Source organism: Virgibacillus flavescens (assembly GCF_050574275.1).
In the GTDB taxonomy this organism is placed as follows: Bacteria; Bacillota; Bacilli; order Bacillales; family Amphibacillaceae; genus Virgibacillus_F; species Virgibacillus_F flavescens.
Genome location: NZ_CP192260.1, coordinates 3,019,622 through 3,034,374, shown reverse-complemented (window position 1 = coordinate 3,034,374; position 14,753 = coordinate 3,019,622). Strand labels below are relative to the sequence as shown.

The window sequence follows — 14,753 nt, the reverse complement described above, 5'->3', positions numbered from 1 at the left end:
GTAATCGTAGATATAAATTATTAAAGGGGAAACCAAGCGTTAGCAAATGCGGTGGCAATCCCTGACTTTCTATCTTTTTATTGCTTCAATGCTTCCCATAATCCATTGTTACGTATTAACAAAACAGCTATCTGTCCGTTTTCATCCATATTTGCTTCACCAGTTACAGTAGCAACCTTTTTGTCGTTTCCTTCTTTTTGATACGCTAGTGCTAATGAAAAATCGTAAATATTTTCTATTTCTGACTGTTCCACATTTATATTTTTAGCAGTTAGCTGATAATCATTCCAGTACGCAGTTTTCAAAAAGGTAAAGCCAAATGTGTAGGTATATTCTCTAAAGCCATCAACGGTAAAATACGGTTTTAGCCTCTCTTTTGTATACTCATCTAGAGCTTTTAAAGACGATCTGGTATCCTCTATATCATCACTTTCAATGCCGCTCCACAATTCTTTCAATTCCTGATTTGGTCCTGTGAAGCTATGTTCCAACACCCTTTTAATGGTGGTGATATTTTTATCTTTTGGTTCAGCTTCTGTATTTGGAGTACAAGCAACGATGAATAAAAGAATTCCAAACAAGAAAATAGTGACAATCTGTTTAAAAATGTTTTTCTTCATAATTATTTTCCCCCTTACCGGTAATACGAATAAGGGGTAATTTAGTTTCAAGTAATCCTTTTAATACCAAGACATCAGTTGATTAAAAAAAGGATGGTTTAACGATTTGACGGCCACGATCCTTGCATTTTTCTTAATTGAATTATTTGCCCGGTATGATAAGCATCATGAAGCATTATATCGAGCAATTTATTCTCAAGTGAATTTTGCTCAAGCTCACTTTCAGAAATTGTACTCAATGCCTTTCTCAATCCAAGTTGCGCGTCTTTGGATCGTTCGATGGTTTTCTTCCATTCCTGATCACTAGTAGATGGGGGGGGTAAGATAAAAGGTTTCATCACCGTCGAGATTATGTGACCATTCACGGCCATCCAAGGTTGCAGCAAGTCTTTCTTTATAATAAATAAGATGGTTCACGTTCTCCCAAATGGTTTTCGTCGCTTCTCCCGATGGTTTCCAGGTAGCTTGTTCAGCGGTAAGTCCTTCGGTAGCATCTTTAAATGGAGCATACCAGCTTTCCTTGTCGTATGTTGAATCCAGTACATTTAATAGTAAGTCACTTCGTTTCAAATTAATCTCCTCCTTGAATGTTTAGAAATTTAAGCAAACGTATACAAGCTTCTCATTAGACTAACAATTTGTTACTTGGCCCTTTTCTATCTTTCCGTTCTGGTCGTTTATATAATAAGTACCAAACTCACAATCCGGGTCGATTTCCCATTTAACAATATAATTCCCTCTTTTGTGACTTACTGATGTTATTATTATTTGTTCAGAGTGGTGTTCCATAACAATTGATTCTGCTTCTTCTTTTGTTATTTTTGCACTCGGATTGTTACAGCCAGTGAAACTGTACAATATAAAAACAAATAAAATAGAAACACCGATTTTTTTCATTTTTAACCTCCTTATTACACAGGCTGTAGCTCAATAGTAAATGTTTCATCTATCTCTTTTTCTAACAGAGTGTTTTTTTTATTATACTATGTAATGTTACAATTTTCAGATATAATTTGTGTGAGGAATTAAATGGTAGGAGTGGTCGAATGAAAACAAGAAAAATTACTGGATTATTTTTTGTTTACTTAATTTTTGCTAGTATGGTAGGTTGTTCAAAGGATTATCAAGTGGAATATTCTTTTACTGGAACTATTGAAGAGAAACTTATCGCAGAAAAAATACTTGTTATGAAAGAAGATGAGGCGACAAGAGAGGGCGAAGTTTATGAAATTCCAGTCGATAATGTGGAGCAATATGATGTTGGACAAAAGTTAAAAATTACAATCCTATCAAATACTGACGTTGATGTTTGGGATTTAAACCATATGAAATTTGAGATTGAGAAATTAGAAGGCTAGAAGTTATAAGTAACCTCCGTTTTATCGCCTTTTGCAATTTAAAACCTCTTTTAATGAAGAAAACTACATTCCTCCTGATGAAGCAAATTTTAATTCCTTACTTTTTCAGCGTGCGAATCAATTCTCTTAGCGAGGAAATGCCCGCGCTAAGAAAAATTGAAAATAATTAAGGGTTACGTGTTCTTCAATTTAACTAACTTTAATCCATTAGCAACCAATCCAATGAACCCAGTAATAAAGAATACATAGGATACAAATAATGGTATTGAGGAAAGCGATTCTGTAAATAATCTAAATGAACCAATCGCAAATACAAGAAAACTACCTACTAGTGCCACAACTGTTCTATTGATCATTCTATATCCTCCCTTTTATACAAACTCAGACCTAATTTAAAAAATAGTATTAAGAGAATTATAGTGATTGTTCCCCAGATTGTATCCCAATCAATTTCTTCACCTTTAAATAAGCTTACAATCATAACCCCGACGACAACGCCAGCAAGAACAGAAAGTAACGACTTTGTTCTTCTAATCAAATAATCCCCCCATTAAAAACTACAACGTTAATTTTAAAAGGTAAGAATTTAATTCTAACACCTTACATATTTTCGCTTAAAGCCAATTTTATCTTTTTCAATTTGTTTCTGAATATTTTCGGAAGCGTTTAGCATACTGTTCTTTTTCTTGTCCCGTTTGATTTCTACAACACCGACTTCCTTCGCTGTTTCGACTGCCTTTCCATGTAGCGGCAAATAGGAAATTCCCACGGTGGATAGAAAATTATTCATCGAGGACTTCGTTCGCTCTGGTGAATCATGAATCGATTTTTTTACACGATCGAGCATATTGGAAAGCTTGTCTTTAGAAAACTCAGCGTCTTTCCGATTTCCCAATAGCCAGCAGTAGCAGCTCCAGCCCGCTGACATTCTCAGCTCGTCACCACTATCAATCCATTTATCCGCAACGTCCTGCGCAATATCTGACTCGGCAAGCGTCACTGCCACCACAAAATCAGATAGCATGTAAAAATAAGCCCCATCCATCCAACGGTCAAAATCAGACTCCGTCATTGCTTTGGGGTCTGCAATAACCCCTGCAAAGTACATCGCATCGTAATTCCCTGTAGCATAAAGTTCATCGGCCAAAGGTTGATTTATTTTTATTTTCTTAGCCATCGGTTTCATGGAGCCAGTAGTCACGCCAAAAAGTGGCTCGCGCGCACCGTTAGACATGTACATTTTTTTCATTCGTTCCTTACCAAGAGCTTCAAGTTCCTGCATTACAGTTTCGAATTCCATCGTTTTATACTTCCTTTCTTCATTTGCGTTTCGTTTATTTATTAAATCTTCTGATTCGTCGTATGTAGCAAGTATAACATTTAGATTCCTGCAAATTAATATATTTTAAATAAACATTGTTTAATCAAGACATATTATTAAATCCATTATGTTACAATGGGTGTGAATTAATTAATTATTTGATGAATTATCTTCTTGAAAGGGAGCATGCCAAATGAATGAATATCAAAAACGGACGATTTATATTTCATCTGGGTTTCTTGTTTTCTTCTTTACACTCTCGTTATTGACAACGAACTGGGGATTTTTTCTATGGAGTTTACTTCCTATTTTTATTAATGTAATGTTTGTGTTTTTTGCTAAGAAAAATAAGTATATACAAAAATTCAACCAAAAACACGCAGAGAAATCAGATCCAACATACAAATAGAGAGGAGTGGAAGCATGAAAAAAGCTGTGTTACTAATCATGCTGCTAATCAATCTCGTATTTATTGCAAATTTTTTAATCGGCATTGGATTCAGGCTCACTAATTTATGGACGGTATTACTTGGTGCTTTTTTCATTATAAGTATTCTATTTTCTGGTATATTCTTATTTCGTTCCAGAAAAAAACCAGGATACCACCCATACTTATCATTAGGAGTTCTAACGCTAAGTAGTGGGTCATTTGCCTGGTTTATATTTTTAAATTATTTATCCTTGTTAATGGGATAATCAATCTAGACTCTGTTATTTCCCTTCATACGTGGGCGCTATTGGAGTGATTTGAATTTGGTATCGCCTAATTTATTAAGGGGTGATAGGTTGAAACAATACAACTATTGTTGTGCATTAATTGGTATATTTTTAATTATAACTACAGGTTGTTCAAATGAAAATGAGATGGTAGAACAAATGCGTTACGGAGAATTTGATATTGATGGTAATACAATTTTAGTGCAAAAGCGTTTTGGAGAAGCGGATAAGTATGAATTTTTCAAAGAAATTACAGATAATGGCACCGTTGAGAAAGCGAAAGAAATACTTAAGCATATTACTTGGGAAAATGCACAAGTAAATATGGCATACCCTCCACATTACAAGTTCCACTTCAAAGGCAGCAACGAGCAATCGGAACTGGTTTTTGACCTTTGGATTAGCCCAAACAATGATAAAGTGGAACTTGTTATGGATAGTGAAGGGAAGTATGTTCAATTAAGCAAGCGTACTTCAGCGAAACTTTTTGAAATAATTACAGGAATTAAATTATCTGATATAGAATAAAAATGCAAAATAAATCCTGGGCCACCGTAGTTTATCCCGTCTTCCGTTTATAAATTTGTATCGCTGCAATGGAGGAAATGAGTAGAATACCCATCCACCATGAAGTGGCTATTAAAGCACTGTTGCCAACAGATTCCGTCATAAGCAGGGAGCGTACGGTTTCGATAAGCGGTGTCATTGGCTGATGCGTGGCAAATGAACGGACGATTCCTGGCATAGATTCGGTTGGTACAAAGGCAGAGCTTACAAAAAGCAGAAACAGCAGGGGATAGCTAAAGGCACTTGCACCTTCTACACTGTTTGCCAATATACCAAAGAATGCTGATATCCATGTCATGGCAAGAGTAAATAGCAGCAGGGTTCCGATCACGAGTATCCAAGCGATGAATCCTGCGTCGGAACTAAATCCCATTAGTAAGGCAACTATTAGAACAAGCAGGCTAGAGAAAGCATTAAACACAACAGATGTCATGACGTGCCCTGTTAATATCGACGATCTTGCGATGGGCATGGAATGGAACCGGTCAATGATCCCGCTCGTGATATCATTGTTTACCCGAATCGCCGTGTAGACAGAACCAGTGGTAATAGTCATAAGAATGATACCTGGCACCATATACGTTATATTTTTAGTTGCTCCCGTATCCATTGCTCCTCCGAACACATAAACAAACATAAGCAGCATCATGATTGGTGTGGCAGTTGCTGTGAGCAGGGTGTCAAGGTTTAACGAATGACGCATGGATCGTCCAGTCAAAACAATCGTATCACTTAATTTATGTTTGATTCTTGCACTGGTTTCCATTTAGCTTCTTCCTTTCCCTGATTTTCTCCGATCATCGTAAGAAATACATCTTCCAGTGTCGGCTGCTTTTGTAAAAATTCAGCAACCGGTATGTTGGCGTGTTCCAGTTGATTCAGAATGGCCGTCATCTGTTTAATACTTCCGTCGGTAGCAATGGAAAGCGTATGATTTTCTGCTTTCAAGTTTGTGTCATTTTTCATGAACAGTTCACGAGCTGTCTGTACGTCCTTTTCCTCAAAAAACTTCAATTCTATATGGCCGTTTGGAAGCAGCTTTTTCAACTCCGCTGCGGTTCCTTCAGCAACAATCTTTCCTTCATTTAGAATCGCGATCTGATTGGCAAGCTGATCCGCTTCTTCCAAATACTGCGTCGTTAAAAACACGGTAATCCCTGAATTAGCAAGGTCTTTGATAATCTTCCACATCGACTTCCGGCTTTGCGGATCGAGGCCAGTGGTCGGTTCATCCAGAAAGATAACGGCTGGATGGCCAATCAAGCCCATTGCAAGGTCGAGGCGTCTTCGCATACCGCCGGAATAGGTTGAAACTTTTCGGTCAGCTGCGTCAACTAACTGGACCTGATCTAGTAATTCAGTCGTTCTATTCTTTGCATCGGGGAGATGGCGCAGTTTGCCAATCATGTGCAAATTTTGCCTCCCGGTCAACACCGGGTCTACTGCAGCAGACTGGCCCGTAAGGCTAATTGTTTCCCGAACCTGGTGCGCTTGCCGCGTACTATCAAAACCACAGATCTCGACGATTCCTTTATCAGGCTTGAGTAACGTTGCCAGGATTTTAACTGTTGTTGTTTTACCAGCTCCATTAGAACCAAGCAGGGCAAAAATACTTCCCTTTGGTACAGTGAAATCTATACGTTTAAGCACACTCACATGCTTATAAGACTTTTCAAGACCATGGACAGAAATAGCTGTGTTCGATTGCATCTATCGTATCCCCCTTAAATGATAGCTCCGCTGTTTGAAAATTAAACGACGGTTACCTTACTCAAATCTGCTTTATACCCTTTTAAAACGGCAAACGTTAACTTATCCATAGTAGCGCCGTCGAAAATGGTGTGTTTTACATATTTTGATCTATTACTCTTAAAGGAAACGTTGCGTAAATCAGCATTTTTAAAAGAAGTTCCTTTTAATCCAGCGTTATCAAAGATTGTTCCTTGAAATGTTTGATTATTAAAACAAACACCGGACAAATCTGAAGAACTGAAATCCGTGCGATTAATGATGCAGTTACTAAACGAAACATCTTTCAGTGCGCACATCTTTAAATTTGCGTCGGTAAGATTAGCACCGTCAAAGCATGCATCTGTCAGGTCAGATTTCGTCAAGTTTGCGCGGGTAAGATCAGCGTTTTCAAATTTCGCCTGTTTCAAATCACTGCATTTAAAAGAGCTGTTCGTTAAGTCGGACCCGCTAAAGTCTGATCCTTTCAGCGCGCTGTAGTTAAACTTCCCATCATGCACTTTTACTTCTTTAAAATCGGAATCACGGAGGTCGGCTTTGGAAAAGTTCGTTAGTACAACTTGCTTTAGTTCTCGCGTCTTCGTACTAATACTTTCCATGATCTCTGAAATATCCCCAATCGAGTCGACAGTCATGCGGTAAGCCGTCTCGTCATCATAACCTTGCTCTTTCAAATCATTTAGTTTCTCCTGTAAATCACTCAACAGCTCTTCTTTCAATTCCCTCACAACATGTAAATCCTCGTACGGCGCAAACATCCCATCTAAATGGTTCTTTAGTTTAGTATTCATCAGTATGGTCACCTTCCTCTTGTAATAATTGATCTAGAACACGCTTTGCGAATTCCCAATTCTTTTGGTTCTCATAATATGTTTCACGACCTGCTTCGGTAAGCTTATAATACTTTCTTCTGCCGCCCTGATTCGCATCACCCCAATAGGAAGTAATCCGTTCATCTTTTTCTAAGCGCTTCAGGCTCGAGTACATCGTAGCTTCCTTCAGTTGATACTCACCACTTGAATTGGAGTGAATTAATTTTGATATTTGATACCCGTATTTATCACCACTCATCAATAGTTTTAAAATAATCGTATCTGTGTGTCCTCTGAGTAAATCTGAGGAGATTTTATTTTTATCCATTGCATTACCACCTCTACATTCATAATATATATCATATTACTATGACAGTCAAGGTAATATTGTTATCAGTATACTATTATTAGTTTTTGCCTTACGTTATGCGGTATTGCTGGTTTTAATGAAGGGAGGAGGGTTGAGAAATTAGCAGAACTAAAAAAAGCCCAGTTTCTTCAGAGGAAGAAACCGGGCTTTATGGTATTGAAATTTATGTAATGCAGTTAGGAAATGTCATTGTTAAAAACGAAAATATGTGGTAAAGTTATAGAGTTACACTTTAATAAAAACACTTTTGTATAGTTGTTCCTATTTTATATTATACACTAGATTTTTTGTTTCATCAAGACCTATTTTTTATTTTTTTAGGAAAATAGACTTGCCAGGGGGCTTGAGGCATTGAAAGGTGGGGCAGCGCGACTGATTTAGCGGATGAATATTTTTTCAGCGATAAATAGGAGGGGAAGCAATGAAACCGTATGTAATAGAGTTTAACGAGATTGATAACACGAGTCAAATGGCGGTTGGCGGTAAAGGGATGCATTTAGGAGAACTATCCAACATGCATGGAATCCATGTACCAGAAGGATTTTGTGTTTCGACTGAAGCATATCAAAAAGCCCTCGAACAAAACGAGGCATTCCACGAATTGTTGGATCAACTGACACTATTAACTGTAGAAGATCGGGATCAAATCACGGCTATCAGCAGCGAGATTCGAAACATTATTAGGGAAGTTGCGATTCCTTTTGAAGTTGTGGATGCTGTTACACAGTATCACTCCCGGTTTGGCGATGAACATGCTTATGCGGTGCGATCCAGTGCTACGGCCGAAGATTTGCCGCACGCATCTTTTGCCGGTCAGCAGGACACCTATTTAAATATCATCGGAAAAGAAGCTATTTTGCGTCACATCAGCAAATGCTGGGCATCTCTATTTACGGAACGTGCGGTAATTTACCGGATGCGAAACGGATTCGGGCATCACAACGTTTATCTTTCTGTAGTTATTCAACGAATGATCTTTCCACAAGCTTCCGGCATATTATTTACAGCTGATCCAGTAACTTCAAACCGTAATGTGCTGTCAATCGATGCCAGTTTTGGACTTGGAGAAGCGCTGGTTTCCGGTCTGGTATCTGCCGATTGTTATAAAGTGCAAGGAGATAAAATCATCGATAAAACGATTGCATCCAAGAAACTGGCAATCTATGCCTTACCAGAAGGAGGCACAGAAACAGAGCAATTGGACTCCAATCAGCAAACTAAACAAACACTCACGGACCAGCAAATTTCACAGCTTGCGCAGATAGGTAAACAAATTGAGGCTTCCTTTGGCTGCCCGCAGGATATCGAATGGTGTTTAGTTGATGAAACATTTTATATTGTACAGAGTCGGCCAATCACTACACTATTCCCGATTCCTGAAGCAAATGATCAAGAAAATCACGTCTATTTATCTGTTGGTCATCAACAAATGATGACAGCCCCCATGAAACCACTTGGAATGTCTTTATACCTGTTAATTACCCCTGCACCGATGCGTAAAGCTGGTGGTAGGTTGTTTCTTGATGTTGCACCTAGACTTGCTACAGTTGTTGGTCAGGAAGCTTTATTAAATACCATGGATTCCGATCCACTCATAAAAGGTGCGCTCATGAGCATAATTGAGCGAGATTTCATAAAATTGTTACCAAATGATCAAACAGCACCTCCTCCCAAAAGAAATGATTCAGATTTGCTGGCACAAATTGAAAACAATCCGAATATTGTTTCTGATTTGATTAAGCGTAACCAAGCATCGGTAGAAAAGTTAAATCAAAATATCCAGACGAAATCAGGAGAGGATTTATTAGATTTTATTCTAGAAGATATCCAGCAATTAAAGAAGTTCTTATTTGACCCATTAAGTACGGGTGTGTTTATGACTGCCATAAATGCTTCATTATGGATCAATGAAAAAATGAACGAGTGGTTAGGCGAAAAAAACACAGCAGATCCGCTTTCTAAATCGGTACCCAACAATATTACTTCAGAAATGGGTCTGGCATTAATGCATGTCGCCGACATAGTTCGCCCTTATCCGGAAGTGGTTGATTATTTGCAGCATGTAAAAGATGATAACTTTTTGGAGGAACTGGTTAAGTTCGAGGGTGGACAGGAAGCTTATGACGCAATCTATGCTTATCTCAATAAATATGGAATGCGATGTGCCGGAGAAATCGATATTTCTAAAACACGTTGGAGTGAAAAACCAATTACACTGGTCCCTATGATTCTGGATAACATCAAAGCCTTTGAACCTAATGCCGGCAAGCGAAAATTTGAGCAAGGTCAAAAGGAGGCAATGGAAAAAGAACAAGAGTTATTAGCTCGATTAATCCAATTGCCAGATGGTGAACAGAAAGCTGAAGAGACAAAGCGAATGATCCGCCGAATACGGAATTTCATCGGTTATCGTGAATATCCAAAATACGGCTGGATTAACCGCTATTTCATTTATAAGCAGGCTTTAATGAAAGAAGCGGAACTGCTCGTGCAAGCTGGTGTTATTCATGACAAAGAAGATATATTTTATCTCACTTTTGGTGAACTTCACGAAGTAGTGCGTACAAACAAATTGGATTACCAAATCATAAGCAAACGAAAAGACGACTACAAATTATATGAAAAACTAACTCCGCCACGTGTTATCACTTCTGAAGGTGAAATCATTACTGGTGAGTACAAACGAGAAAATGTTCCAACCAATGCGATTGTAGGTCTACCTGTTTCTTCCGGGGTTATTGAGGGGAGAGCGCGTGTGGTCTTACACATGGAAGATGCCGTTCTTGAAGATGGAGATATATTAGTAACATCCTTTACAGACCCTGGCTGGACACCATTGTTTGTATCTATCGCCGGACTGATCACTGAAGTGGGTGGTTTGATGACCCATGGTTCTGTCATTGCCCGGGAGTATGGTCTTCCAGCGGTTGTCGGTGTGGAAAACGCCACGAAGCTGATCAAGGATGGACAACGGATCAGGGTGAATGGAGCAGAGGGGTATATTGAAATTTTGGATGATTTGAATTAGTGGAATAGATAACATGATAGAGCGTATTTGATTTATAAAAAGCCCGATTTCTCTATTTTTATTTTGAGAAATTGGGCTTTTTATTTTTCGAATTACTAATCATTTAACCCCTTACCATCGAGAATTTGCGGGGTATATTTTTCAACGCGTGTCGCTCGGGTTTTGGATTGCTTAGCATTAGAAATCTGAAGGACGTATGCTCGTTGACGTCCTGGTGTCAACTCTTCGAATGCCGTCTTTAATTCAGGGAGTTCATCGAATTTAGTTAACAACTCCTCAGGAAATTCAAGTTCACTAGTCTTTTTAGGCTCAACTTTCAAACCGGCTTTTTCCACTTTAATTGCTTCATCAATATATTTTTTCAAAGTATCTTTTATTTCAACGATTTCCTGAACATTGGTGAACCGAATCTGACGCGCTGACCGTACATTCTCCGTTTGCTGGATGAGTATCCCATCAGGGTCTTGCATCAGGGCGCCTTTGTGAAACAGGAGCGCACAATATTCTTTAAATCCGTGCATTAATACGATGTTTTTCCCATCAAGCGTGTAACATGGGTGCATCCACTTAAATTCTTCAGTCAGTTCATCACATTCGAGAGCGATCTCTCTCAACTTCTCAAATTCTTCCTTCCACTGTTTGGCTTTACTTAAATAACTTTCCACTTTAGGGTTCGTTTCAGTATTTGTCATCAAAGAACACTCCTTTTTAGTTTTTTGAATAGGTTAGCCATTTGTTAGATTCATTTATACAATTTTACCATAAATGATTCCGAAGCAGGGGCGATCGGTAACTTCGATAAGACTACTATTCATAAATCTGCTAAGATGATTGTAATACTGAATCATGAAAGAAGGAATATTAATGTATGTAAATGTGAACAATGTTGATCTTCATTATGAGGTTCATGGTGAAGGAATACCAATCGTCATGATTCACGGATTTTCCCCTGACATGAATTTAATGAAGGGATGTATGGAGCCCTTTTTTACGAACAGCGAGCTGGCGTACAAACGAATCTATATTGATCTGCCGGGGATGGGTAAAACCAGGAACTACCAGGGTCTTGAAAATACGGATGATATGTTAGATACGCTATTGGAGTTTATTTCCATACAGCTTAATGGGGAATCATTTTTGATTGCTGGAGAATCGTACGGTGGATATCTGACACGCGGAGTGATTGCCAAACTTCCTGAACAGGTGTTAGGAGTTTTTCTAATCTGTCCACTTATATTACCAGACCACGATACAAGAACTTTGCCTGACTTTTTCATTAAAGAAAAGGATGAAACGTTTTTAGCAACTTTATCTGAGGATGTACGTCAAAATTTTGAAGAGAGTTTTGTTATTTTAAATAAAGAGACGTATGATCGCTGGCAAAACGAAACGATGAGCGGTATTGAAATAGCTGATCAATTGTTTCTAGATAAAATCAGTCAAAACTATGCATTTTCCAGCTGGTTTTCTGAGCCATTATTTGATAAACCTTCTGTATTTTTACTTGGCAAGCAAGACAATGTGGTAGGCTATCATGATGCATTAGTACTTAGCGAGAACTATTCAAGCGCCACATATACGGTGGTTAACGGAGCAAGCCATAACCTGCAAATTGAGCAGCCTGCACTATTTAATGCCTTTTTGGCTGATTGGCTGGAGCGTTGTTCGAAAGTCGAATAAATTTTGATATCGCTTGCATGCTTTCATCATCACAGGTATAATTTCTTCTCCAGAAGAATAAGGGGGACGGTGTAATGACAGAATGGATCGGTATTGAGCACGCGAACGAACATAATCTAAAAGATGTTAGTTTGAGAATTCCAAAACGTAAATTGACAGTGATTACTGGTGTTTCCGGATCAGGCAAGTCCACACTCGCACATGATATTCTTTTTAACGAATCACAACGCCAATATCTAGAGGCAATGGGGATGCAGGGCATTGAAAAACCAAACGTGGCGCGGATCAGTAATGCCTCTCCTGCGATAAGTTTAAAGCAGCTGGAAACGTCATCTAATCCTCGTTCGACCGTTGGAACGAAGACAGCTATGTATACGAGTTTGCGTATGATTTATGAGAAGCTTGGTATCCGCTCCTGTCCAAGCTGTAATAAAAATGTGAATCCCGTTCATGCTATTGAAGAAACAGAACATGTAGATGGAGAATTTACTGTCTTTCAAATTTGTCCCCATTGTGCGCACAAGTATAAAAAACTCACACGGAGCCACTTTTCTTATAACAAAATGGAAGGTGCCTGTCAGAAGTGTAAGGGCATCGGGAAAGTTGTCCAAATCAATGAAAACAATTTGTTTAAGAAAGAATTGTCCATTGAGAACGGTGGAATTGAATTATGGAAAGGCCGCTACCTAGATTACCAGCTTGATAACATTAAAAATACAATGAACTACTATCAGGTGCCGCTTGAAAAAAATATGCCGCTCGGCGATTTTAATGAACTTCAATATGAATTGCTTTGTTATGGTACAAGCAGTAACAAAGTCCGCGAGCTTACGGATAAAAAAGAACCAAAAACAGTTGGCGATGGTAAGTTCGAAGGTGTTATGACAAACCTTTGGCGCAAGTATCAGGAAAAAAGCGGAGATATGGGGAAAGAATCGATTTTTTTCTACAGCGATACATGCCCAGACTGTAGTGGCACGAAATTAAGCGAACAAAGCCGCAGTGTTACCGTGATGAATCGTTCCATCACAGATATTTCCACATTAGATTTAGAACAATTATTAGAATGGGTTAATGACTGTAACGTGAACTTAACGAAAGAGGAATTATCGGCAGTCGAGGTTTATTTTCGTGATATAGAAACAAAGCTCACACGGATAAAACGTCTTGGTCTCGGTTATCTCACTTCAGAACGTGGGACAAACACGTTATCTGGTGGCGAAAGTCAGCGTATTCGGCTGTCTGCTATTTTAGATTCAGACTTAACAGATGTGGTTTATATTATCGACGAACCTACAGCAAGTCTTCATGCTAAGGACACGGAAGGTATCATTGACATTATGAAAAAACTAAGAGATAAAGGCAACACAGTTATTGTGATTGAACATAATACGGATGTAATGAGAGAAGCTGATTATTTAATTGAAATAGGGCCAAAAGCAGGCCGTTATGGCGGTGAATTAATTGGTACTGGTACATTGGACGATCTCGAAAATAATGAACAATCTCTGATCAAAGATTACATTTCAACCAAAACCCAGCCGAAGCAAGCCGTTAGACAAGCGGGGAAAACTCCGATCCATATTCAAGATGCGACGCGTCATAACCTTGCTTCCGTCAGTGTATCCGTTCCAACAGAATCACTTGTAAGTGTAACGGGTGTTTCTGGTTCAGGTAAATCTTCCCTGATCTTTGATGTGGTAGGGGAACAAGCGAGCAACGTTTCTGGATTAGATCAATTTGAAGAAGTCATTACCATTAATCAAACAAGTATTACGAAGATGAAGCGCTCAAATGTCGCAACCTATACCAATGTATTCACAGACATTCGAACTGTTTTTGCCAAACTCGAAGGCAGTAAAGCACAAGGACTTACGTCTAAACACTTCTCGTTTAATACAAATGGCGGACGATGTGAAACGTGTGAGGGACTTGGATATGTTATGAGTAACATGTTATTTTTTAATGACATGGAAGTGGTATGCCCAACATGCAGAGGGAAGCGTTTCAAAGAAAATATCCTCCATATCACGTACAATGACTACAATATTAATGACTGCTTAGAGTGTTCAGTTGAAGAAGCATTAGCGATTTTTAAAAATGAACCAAAGATATATAAAGCGCTTCTATTACTAACGGAAATTGGGTTAGGTTACTTAAAACTTGGTCAATCGCTTACAACATTATCTGGTGGTGAAGGTCAACGATTAAAGCTATCAACGTCTTTGATGAAGAAAAATAAACAAAAAACGCTTTTCTTACTGGATGAACCTTCAACAGGTTTACATCCGTATGACATTCAATATTTGTTAGAGTTATTCAATCGTTTAATCGACAAGGGTAATTCCATAGTTATGGTAGAACACAACATTCATATGATTAATGCGAGTGATTGGATCATCGATCTTGGTCCAGAAGGCGGCGTCAAAGGCGGGCACGTTATTGCAGAAGGGTCACCAAATGATATTAAGGCAGATCGGTCTTCAGTAACAGGGAACTATTTGTAAAGTAGCGTGCTCAAAAATAGCTTA

The 14,753-nt window shown here is 38.6% G+C and carries 17 protein-coding genes and 1 pseudogene; 7 read left to right on the top strand and 11 right to left on the bottom strand.

The window, feature by feature from the left end:
* Positions 1-77 precede the first annotated feature (77 nt).
* The 3 genes and pseudogenes from VBD025_RS14965 to VBD025_RS14955 all read right to left on the bottom strand — a co-directional run bounded on the left by VBD025_RS14965 (position 78) and on the right by VBD025_RS14955 (position 1,517).
* Positions 78-620 (bottom strand): hypothetical protein, encoded by a 543-nt coding sequence (locus tag VBD025_RS14965; RefSeq protein ID WP_430786874.1) that lies wholly within the window; start codon positions 618-620, stop codon positions 78-80.
* A 98-nt stretch (positions 621-718) separates the two neighbouring features.
* Positions 719-1,190: pseudogene (locus VBD025_RS14960) on the bottom strand (DinB family protein).
* Positions 1,191-1,250: 60 nt separating this feature from the next.
* Positions 1,251-1,517 carry a hypothetical protein gene (locus tag VBD025_RS14955; protein WP_430786872.1) on the bottom strand — a complete coding sequence of 89 codons (267 nt, stop codon included), beginning with the start codon at positions 1,515-1,517 and terminating at the stop codon, positions 1,251-1,253.
* A 149-nt stretch (positions 1,518-1,666) separates the two neighbouring features.
* On the opposite strand from VBD025_RS14955, the gene VBD025_RS14950 reads away from it, so the two are divergent.
* Positions 1,667-1,978: a hypothetical protein gene (locus VBD025_RS14950; RefSeq protein WP_430786870.1), complete on the top strand. Its 312-nt coding sequence runs from the start codon at positions 1,667-1,669 to the stop codon at positions 1,976-1,978.
* 173 nt (positions 1,979-2,151) lie between these two features.
* On the opposite strand, the gene VBD025_RS14945 is transcribed toward VBD025_RS14950, so the two are convergent.
* Genes VBD025_RS14945 through VBD025_RS14935 form a run of 3 tightly spaced genes read right to left on the bottom strand, consistent with a single transcriptional unit; the run spans position 2,152 to position 3,278 of the window.
* On the bottom strand, positions 2,152-2,334 hold the full coding sequence (locus tag VBD025_RS14945; RefSeq protein ID WP_430786868.1) for a hypothetical protein: 183 nt from the start codon (positions 2,332-2,334) through the stop codon (positions 2,152-2,154).
* Positions 2,331-2,516 (bottom strand): hypothetical protein, encoded by a 186-nt coding sequence (locus tag VBD025_RS14940; RefSeq protein WP_430786866.1) that lies wholly within the window; start codon positions 2,514-2,516, stop codon positions 2,331-2,333. The genes VBD025_RS14945 and VBD025_RS14940 overlap by 4 nt, the downstream gene beginning before the upstream one ends.
* A gap of 54 nt (positions 2,517-2,570) precedes the next feature.
* Positions 2,571-3,278, bottom strand: coding sequence for a DNA alkylation repair protein (locus tag VBD025_RS14935; protein ID WP_430786864.1), 708 nt, complete (start codon positions 3,276-3,278; stop codon positions 2,571-2,573).
* Positions 3,279-3,492: 214 nt separating this feature from the next.
* On the opposite strand from VBD025_RS14935, the gene VBD025_RS14930 reads away from it, so the two are divergent.
* The 3 genes from VBD025_RS14930 (at position 3,493) to VBD025_RS14920 (ending at position 4,544) form a co-directional block, all read left to right on the top strand.
* On the top strand, positions 3,493-3,708 hold the full coding sequence (locus tag VBD025_RS14930; RefSeq protein ID WP_430786862.1) for a hypothetical protein: 216 nt from the start codon (positions 3,493-3,495) through the stop codon (positions 3,706-3,708).
* Between the two features lie 14 nt (positions 3,709-3,722).
* Entirely contained in the window at positions 3,723-3,995 is a 273-nt protein-coding gene (locus VBD025_RS14925) for a hypothetical protein (protein ID WP_430786860.1), read from the top strand.
* 90 nt (positions 3,996-4,085) lie between these two features.
* Positions 4,086-4,544 carry a hypothetical protein gene (locus tag VBD025_RS14920; protein WP_430786858.1) on the top strand — a complete coding sequence of 153 codons (459 nt, stop codon included), beginning with the start codon at positions 4,086-4,088 and terminating at the stop codon, positions 4,542-4,544.
* A 31-nt stretch (positions 4,545-4,575) separates the two neighbouring features.
* Here VBD025_RS14920 and VBD025_RS14915 read toward each other — a convergent pair whose 3' ends face one another.
* Genes VBD025_RS14915 through VBD025_RS14900 form a run of 4 tightly spaced genes read right to left on the bottom strand, consistent with a single transcriptional unit; the run spans position 4,576 to position 7,472 of the window.
* Positions 4,576-5,349, bottom strand: a complete 774-nt coding sequence (locus VBD025_RS14915) for an ABC transporter permease (RefSeq protein ID WP_430786856.1) — start codon at positions 5,347-5,349, stop codon at positions 4,576-4,578.
* Positions 5,316-6,293 carry an ATP-binding cassette domain-containing protein gene (locus VBD025_RS14910; protein ID WP_430786854.1) on the bottom strand — a complete coding sequence of 326 codons (978 nt, stop codon included), beginning with the start codon at positions 6,291-6,293 and terminating at the stop codon, positions 5,316-5,318. The genes VBD025_RS14915 and VBD025_RS14910 overlap by 34 nt, the downstream gene beginning before the upstream one ends.
* A 41-nt stretch (positions 6,294-6,334) precedes the next feature.
* A complete protein-coding gene (locus VBD025_RS14905; protein WP_430786852.1) occupies positions 6,335-7,123 on the bottom strand; it encodes a pentapeptide repeat-containing protein in 789 nt (262 codons plus the stop codon).
* Positions 7,113-7,472 (bottom strand): PadR family transcriptional regulator, encoded by a 360-nt coding sequence (locus tag VBD025_RS14900; protein ID WP_430786850.1) that lies wholly within the window; start codon positions 7,470-7,472, stop codon positions 7,113-7,115. Before VBD025_RS14900 ends, VBD025_RS14905 begins: the two co-directional genes overlap by 11 nt.
* A 463-nt stretch (positions 7,473-7,935) precedes the next feature.
* Between VBD025_RS14900 and ppsA the strand changes: the two genes are divergently transcribed.
* The gene (gene ppsA, locus VBD025_RS14895) at positions 7,936-10,542 is read left to right on the top strand and encodes a phosphoenolpyruvate synthase (RefSeq protein ID WP_430786848.1); all 2,607 of its coding nucleotides are present in this window, start codon (positions 7,936-7,938) and stop codon (positions 10,540-10,542) included.
* 95 nt (positions 10,543-10,637) lie between these two features.
* Here ppsA and VBD025_RS14890 read toward each other — a convergent pair whose 3' ends face one another.
* Positions 10,638-11,234 carry a YdeI/OmpD-associated family protein gene (locus tag VBD025_RS14890; protein WP_430786846.1) on the bottom strand — a complete coding sequence of 199 codons (597 nt, stop codon included), beginning with the start codon at positions 11,232-11,234 and terminating at the stop codon, positions 10,638-10,640.
* A gap of 172 nt (positions 11,235-11,406) precedes the next feature.
* On the opposite strand from VBD025_RS14890, the gene VBD025_RS14885 reads away from it, so the two are divergent.
* Together VBD025_RS14885 and VBD025_RS14880 are read left to right on the top strand one after the other, a co-directional pair.
* The gene (locus VBD025_RS14885) at positions 11,407-12,222 is read left to right on the top strand and encodes an alpha/beta fold hydrolase (protein WP_430786844.1); all 816 of its coding nucleotides are present in this window, start codon (positions 11,407-11,409) and stop codon (positions 12,220-12,222) included.
* Between the two features lie 74 nt (positions 12,223-12,296).
* Positions 12,297-14,729 (top strand): ATP-binding cassette domain-containing protein, encoded by a 2,433-nt coding sequence (locus VBD025_RS14880; protein WP_430786842.1) that lies wholly within the window; start codon positions 12,297-12,299, stop codon positions 14,727-14,729.
* Positions 14,730-14,753: the final 24 nt, after the last annotated feature.

What these genes read in the sequence shown, in the direction of transcription:
- VBD025_RS14880 (WP_430786842.1), top strand. Translation starts at nt 12,297, where the DNA reads ATGACAGAATGGATCGGTATTGAGCACGCGAACGAACATAATCTAAAA.
- VBD025_RS14905 (WP_430786852.1), bottom strand. Translation starts at nt 7,123, where the DNA reads ATGAATACTAAACTAAAGAACCATTTAGATGGGATGTTTGCGCCGTAC.
- VBD025_RS14950 (WP_430786870.1), top strand. Translation starts at nt 1,667, where the DNA reads ATGAAAACAAGAAAAATTACTGGATTATTTTTTGTTTACTTAATTTTT.
- VBD025_RS14890 (WP_430786846.1), bottom strand. Translation starts at nt 11,234, where the DNA reads ATGACAAATACTGAAACGAACCCTAAAGTGGAAAGTTATTTAAGTAAA.
- VBD025_RS14915 (WP_430786856.1), bottom strand. Translation starts at nt 5,349, where the DNA reads ATGGAAACCAGTGCAAGAATCAAACATAAATTAAGTGATACGATTGTT.
- VBD025_RS14930 (WP_430786862.1), top strand. Translation starts at nt 3,493, where the DNA reads ATGAATGAATATCAAAAACGGACGATTTATATTTCATCTGGGTTTCTT.
- VBD025_RS14965 (WP_430786874.1), bottom strand. Translation starts at nt 620, where the DNA reads ATGAAGAAAAACATTTTTAAACAGATTGTCACTATTTTCTTGTTTGGA.
- VBD025_RS14935 (WP_430786864.1), bottom strand. Translation starts at nt 3,278, where the DNA reads ATGGAATTCGAAACTGTAATGCAGGAACTTGAAGCTCTTGGTAAGGAA.
- VBD025_RS14910 (WP_430786854.1), bottom strand. Translation starts at nt 6,293, where the DNA reads ATGCAATCGAACACAGCTATTTCTGTCCATGGTCTTGAAAAGTCTTAT.
- ppsA (WP_430786848.1), top strand. Translation starts at nt 7,936, where the DNA reads ATGAAACCGTATGTAATAGAGTTTAACGAGATTGATAACACGAGTCAA.
- VBD025_RS14955 (WP_430786872.1), bottom strand. Translation starts at nt 1,517, where the DNA reads ATGAAAAAAATCGGTGTTTCTATTTTATTTGTTTTTATATTGTACAGT.
- VBD025_RS14885 (WP_430786844.1), top strand. Translation starts at nt 11,407, where the DNA reads ATGTATGTAAATGTGAACAATGTTGATCTTCATTATGAGGTTCATGGT.
- VBD025_RS14945 (WP_430786868.1), bottom strand. Translation starts at nt 2,334, where the DNA reads ATGATCAATAGAACAGTTGTGGCACTAGTAGGTAGTTTTCTTGTATTT.
- VBD025_RS14900 (WP_430786850.1), bottom strand. Translation starts at nt 7,472, where the DNA reads ATGGATAAAAATAAAATCTCCTCAGATTTACTCAGAGGACACACAGAT.
- VBD025_RS14925 (WP_430786860.1), top strand. Translation starts at nt 3,723, where the DNA reads ATGAAAAAAGCTGTGTTACTAATCATGCTGCTAATCAATCTCGTATTT.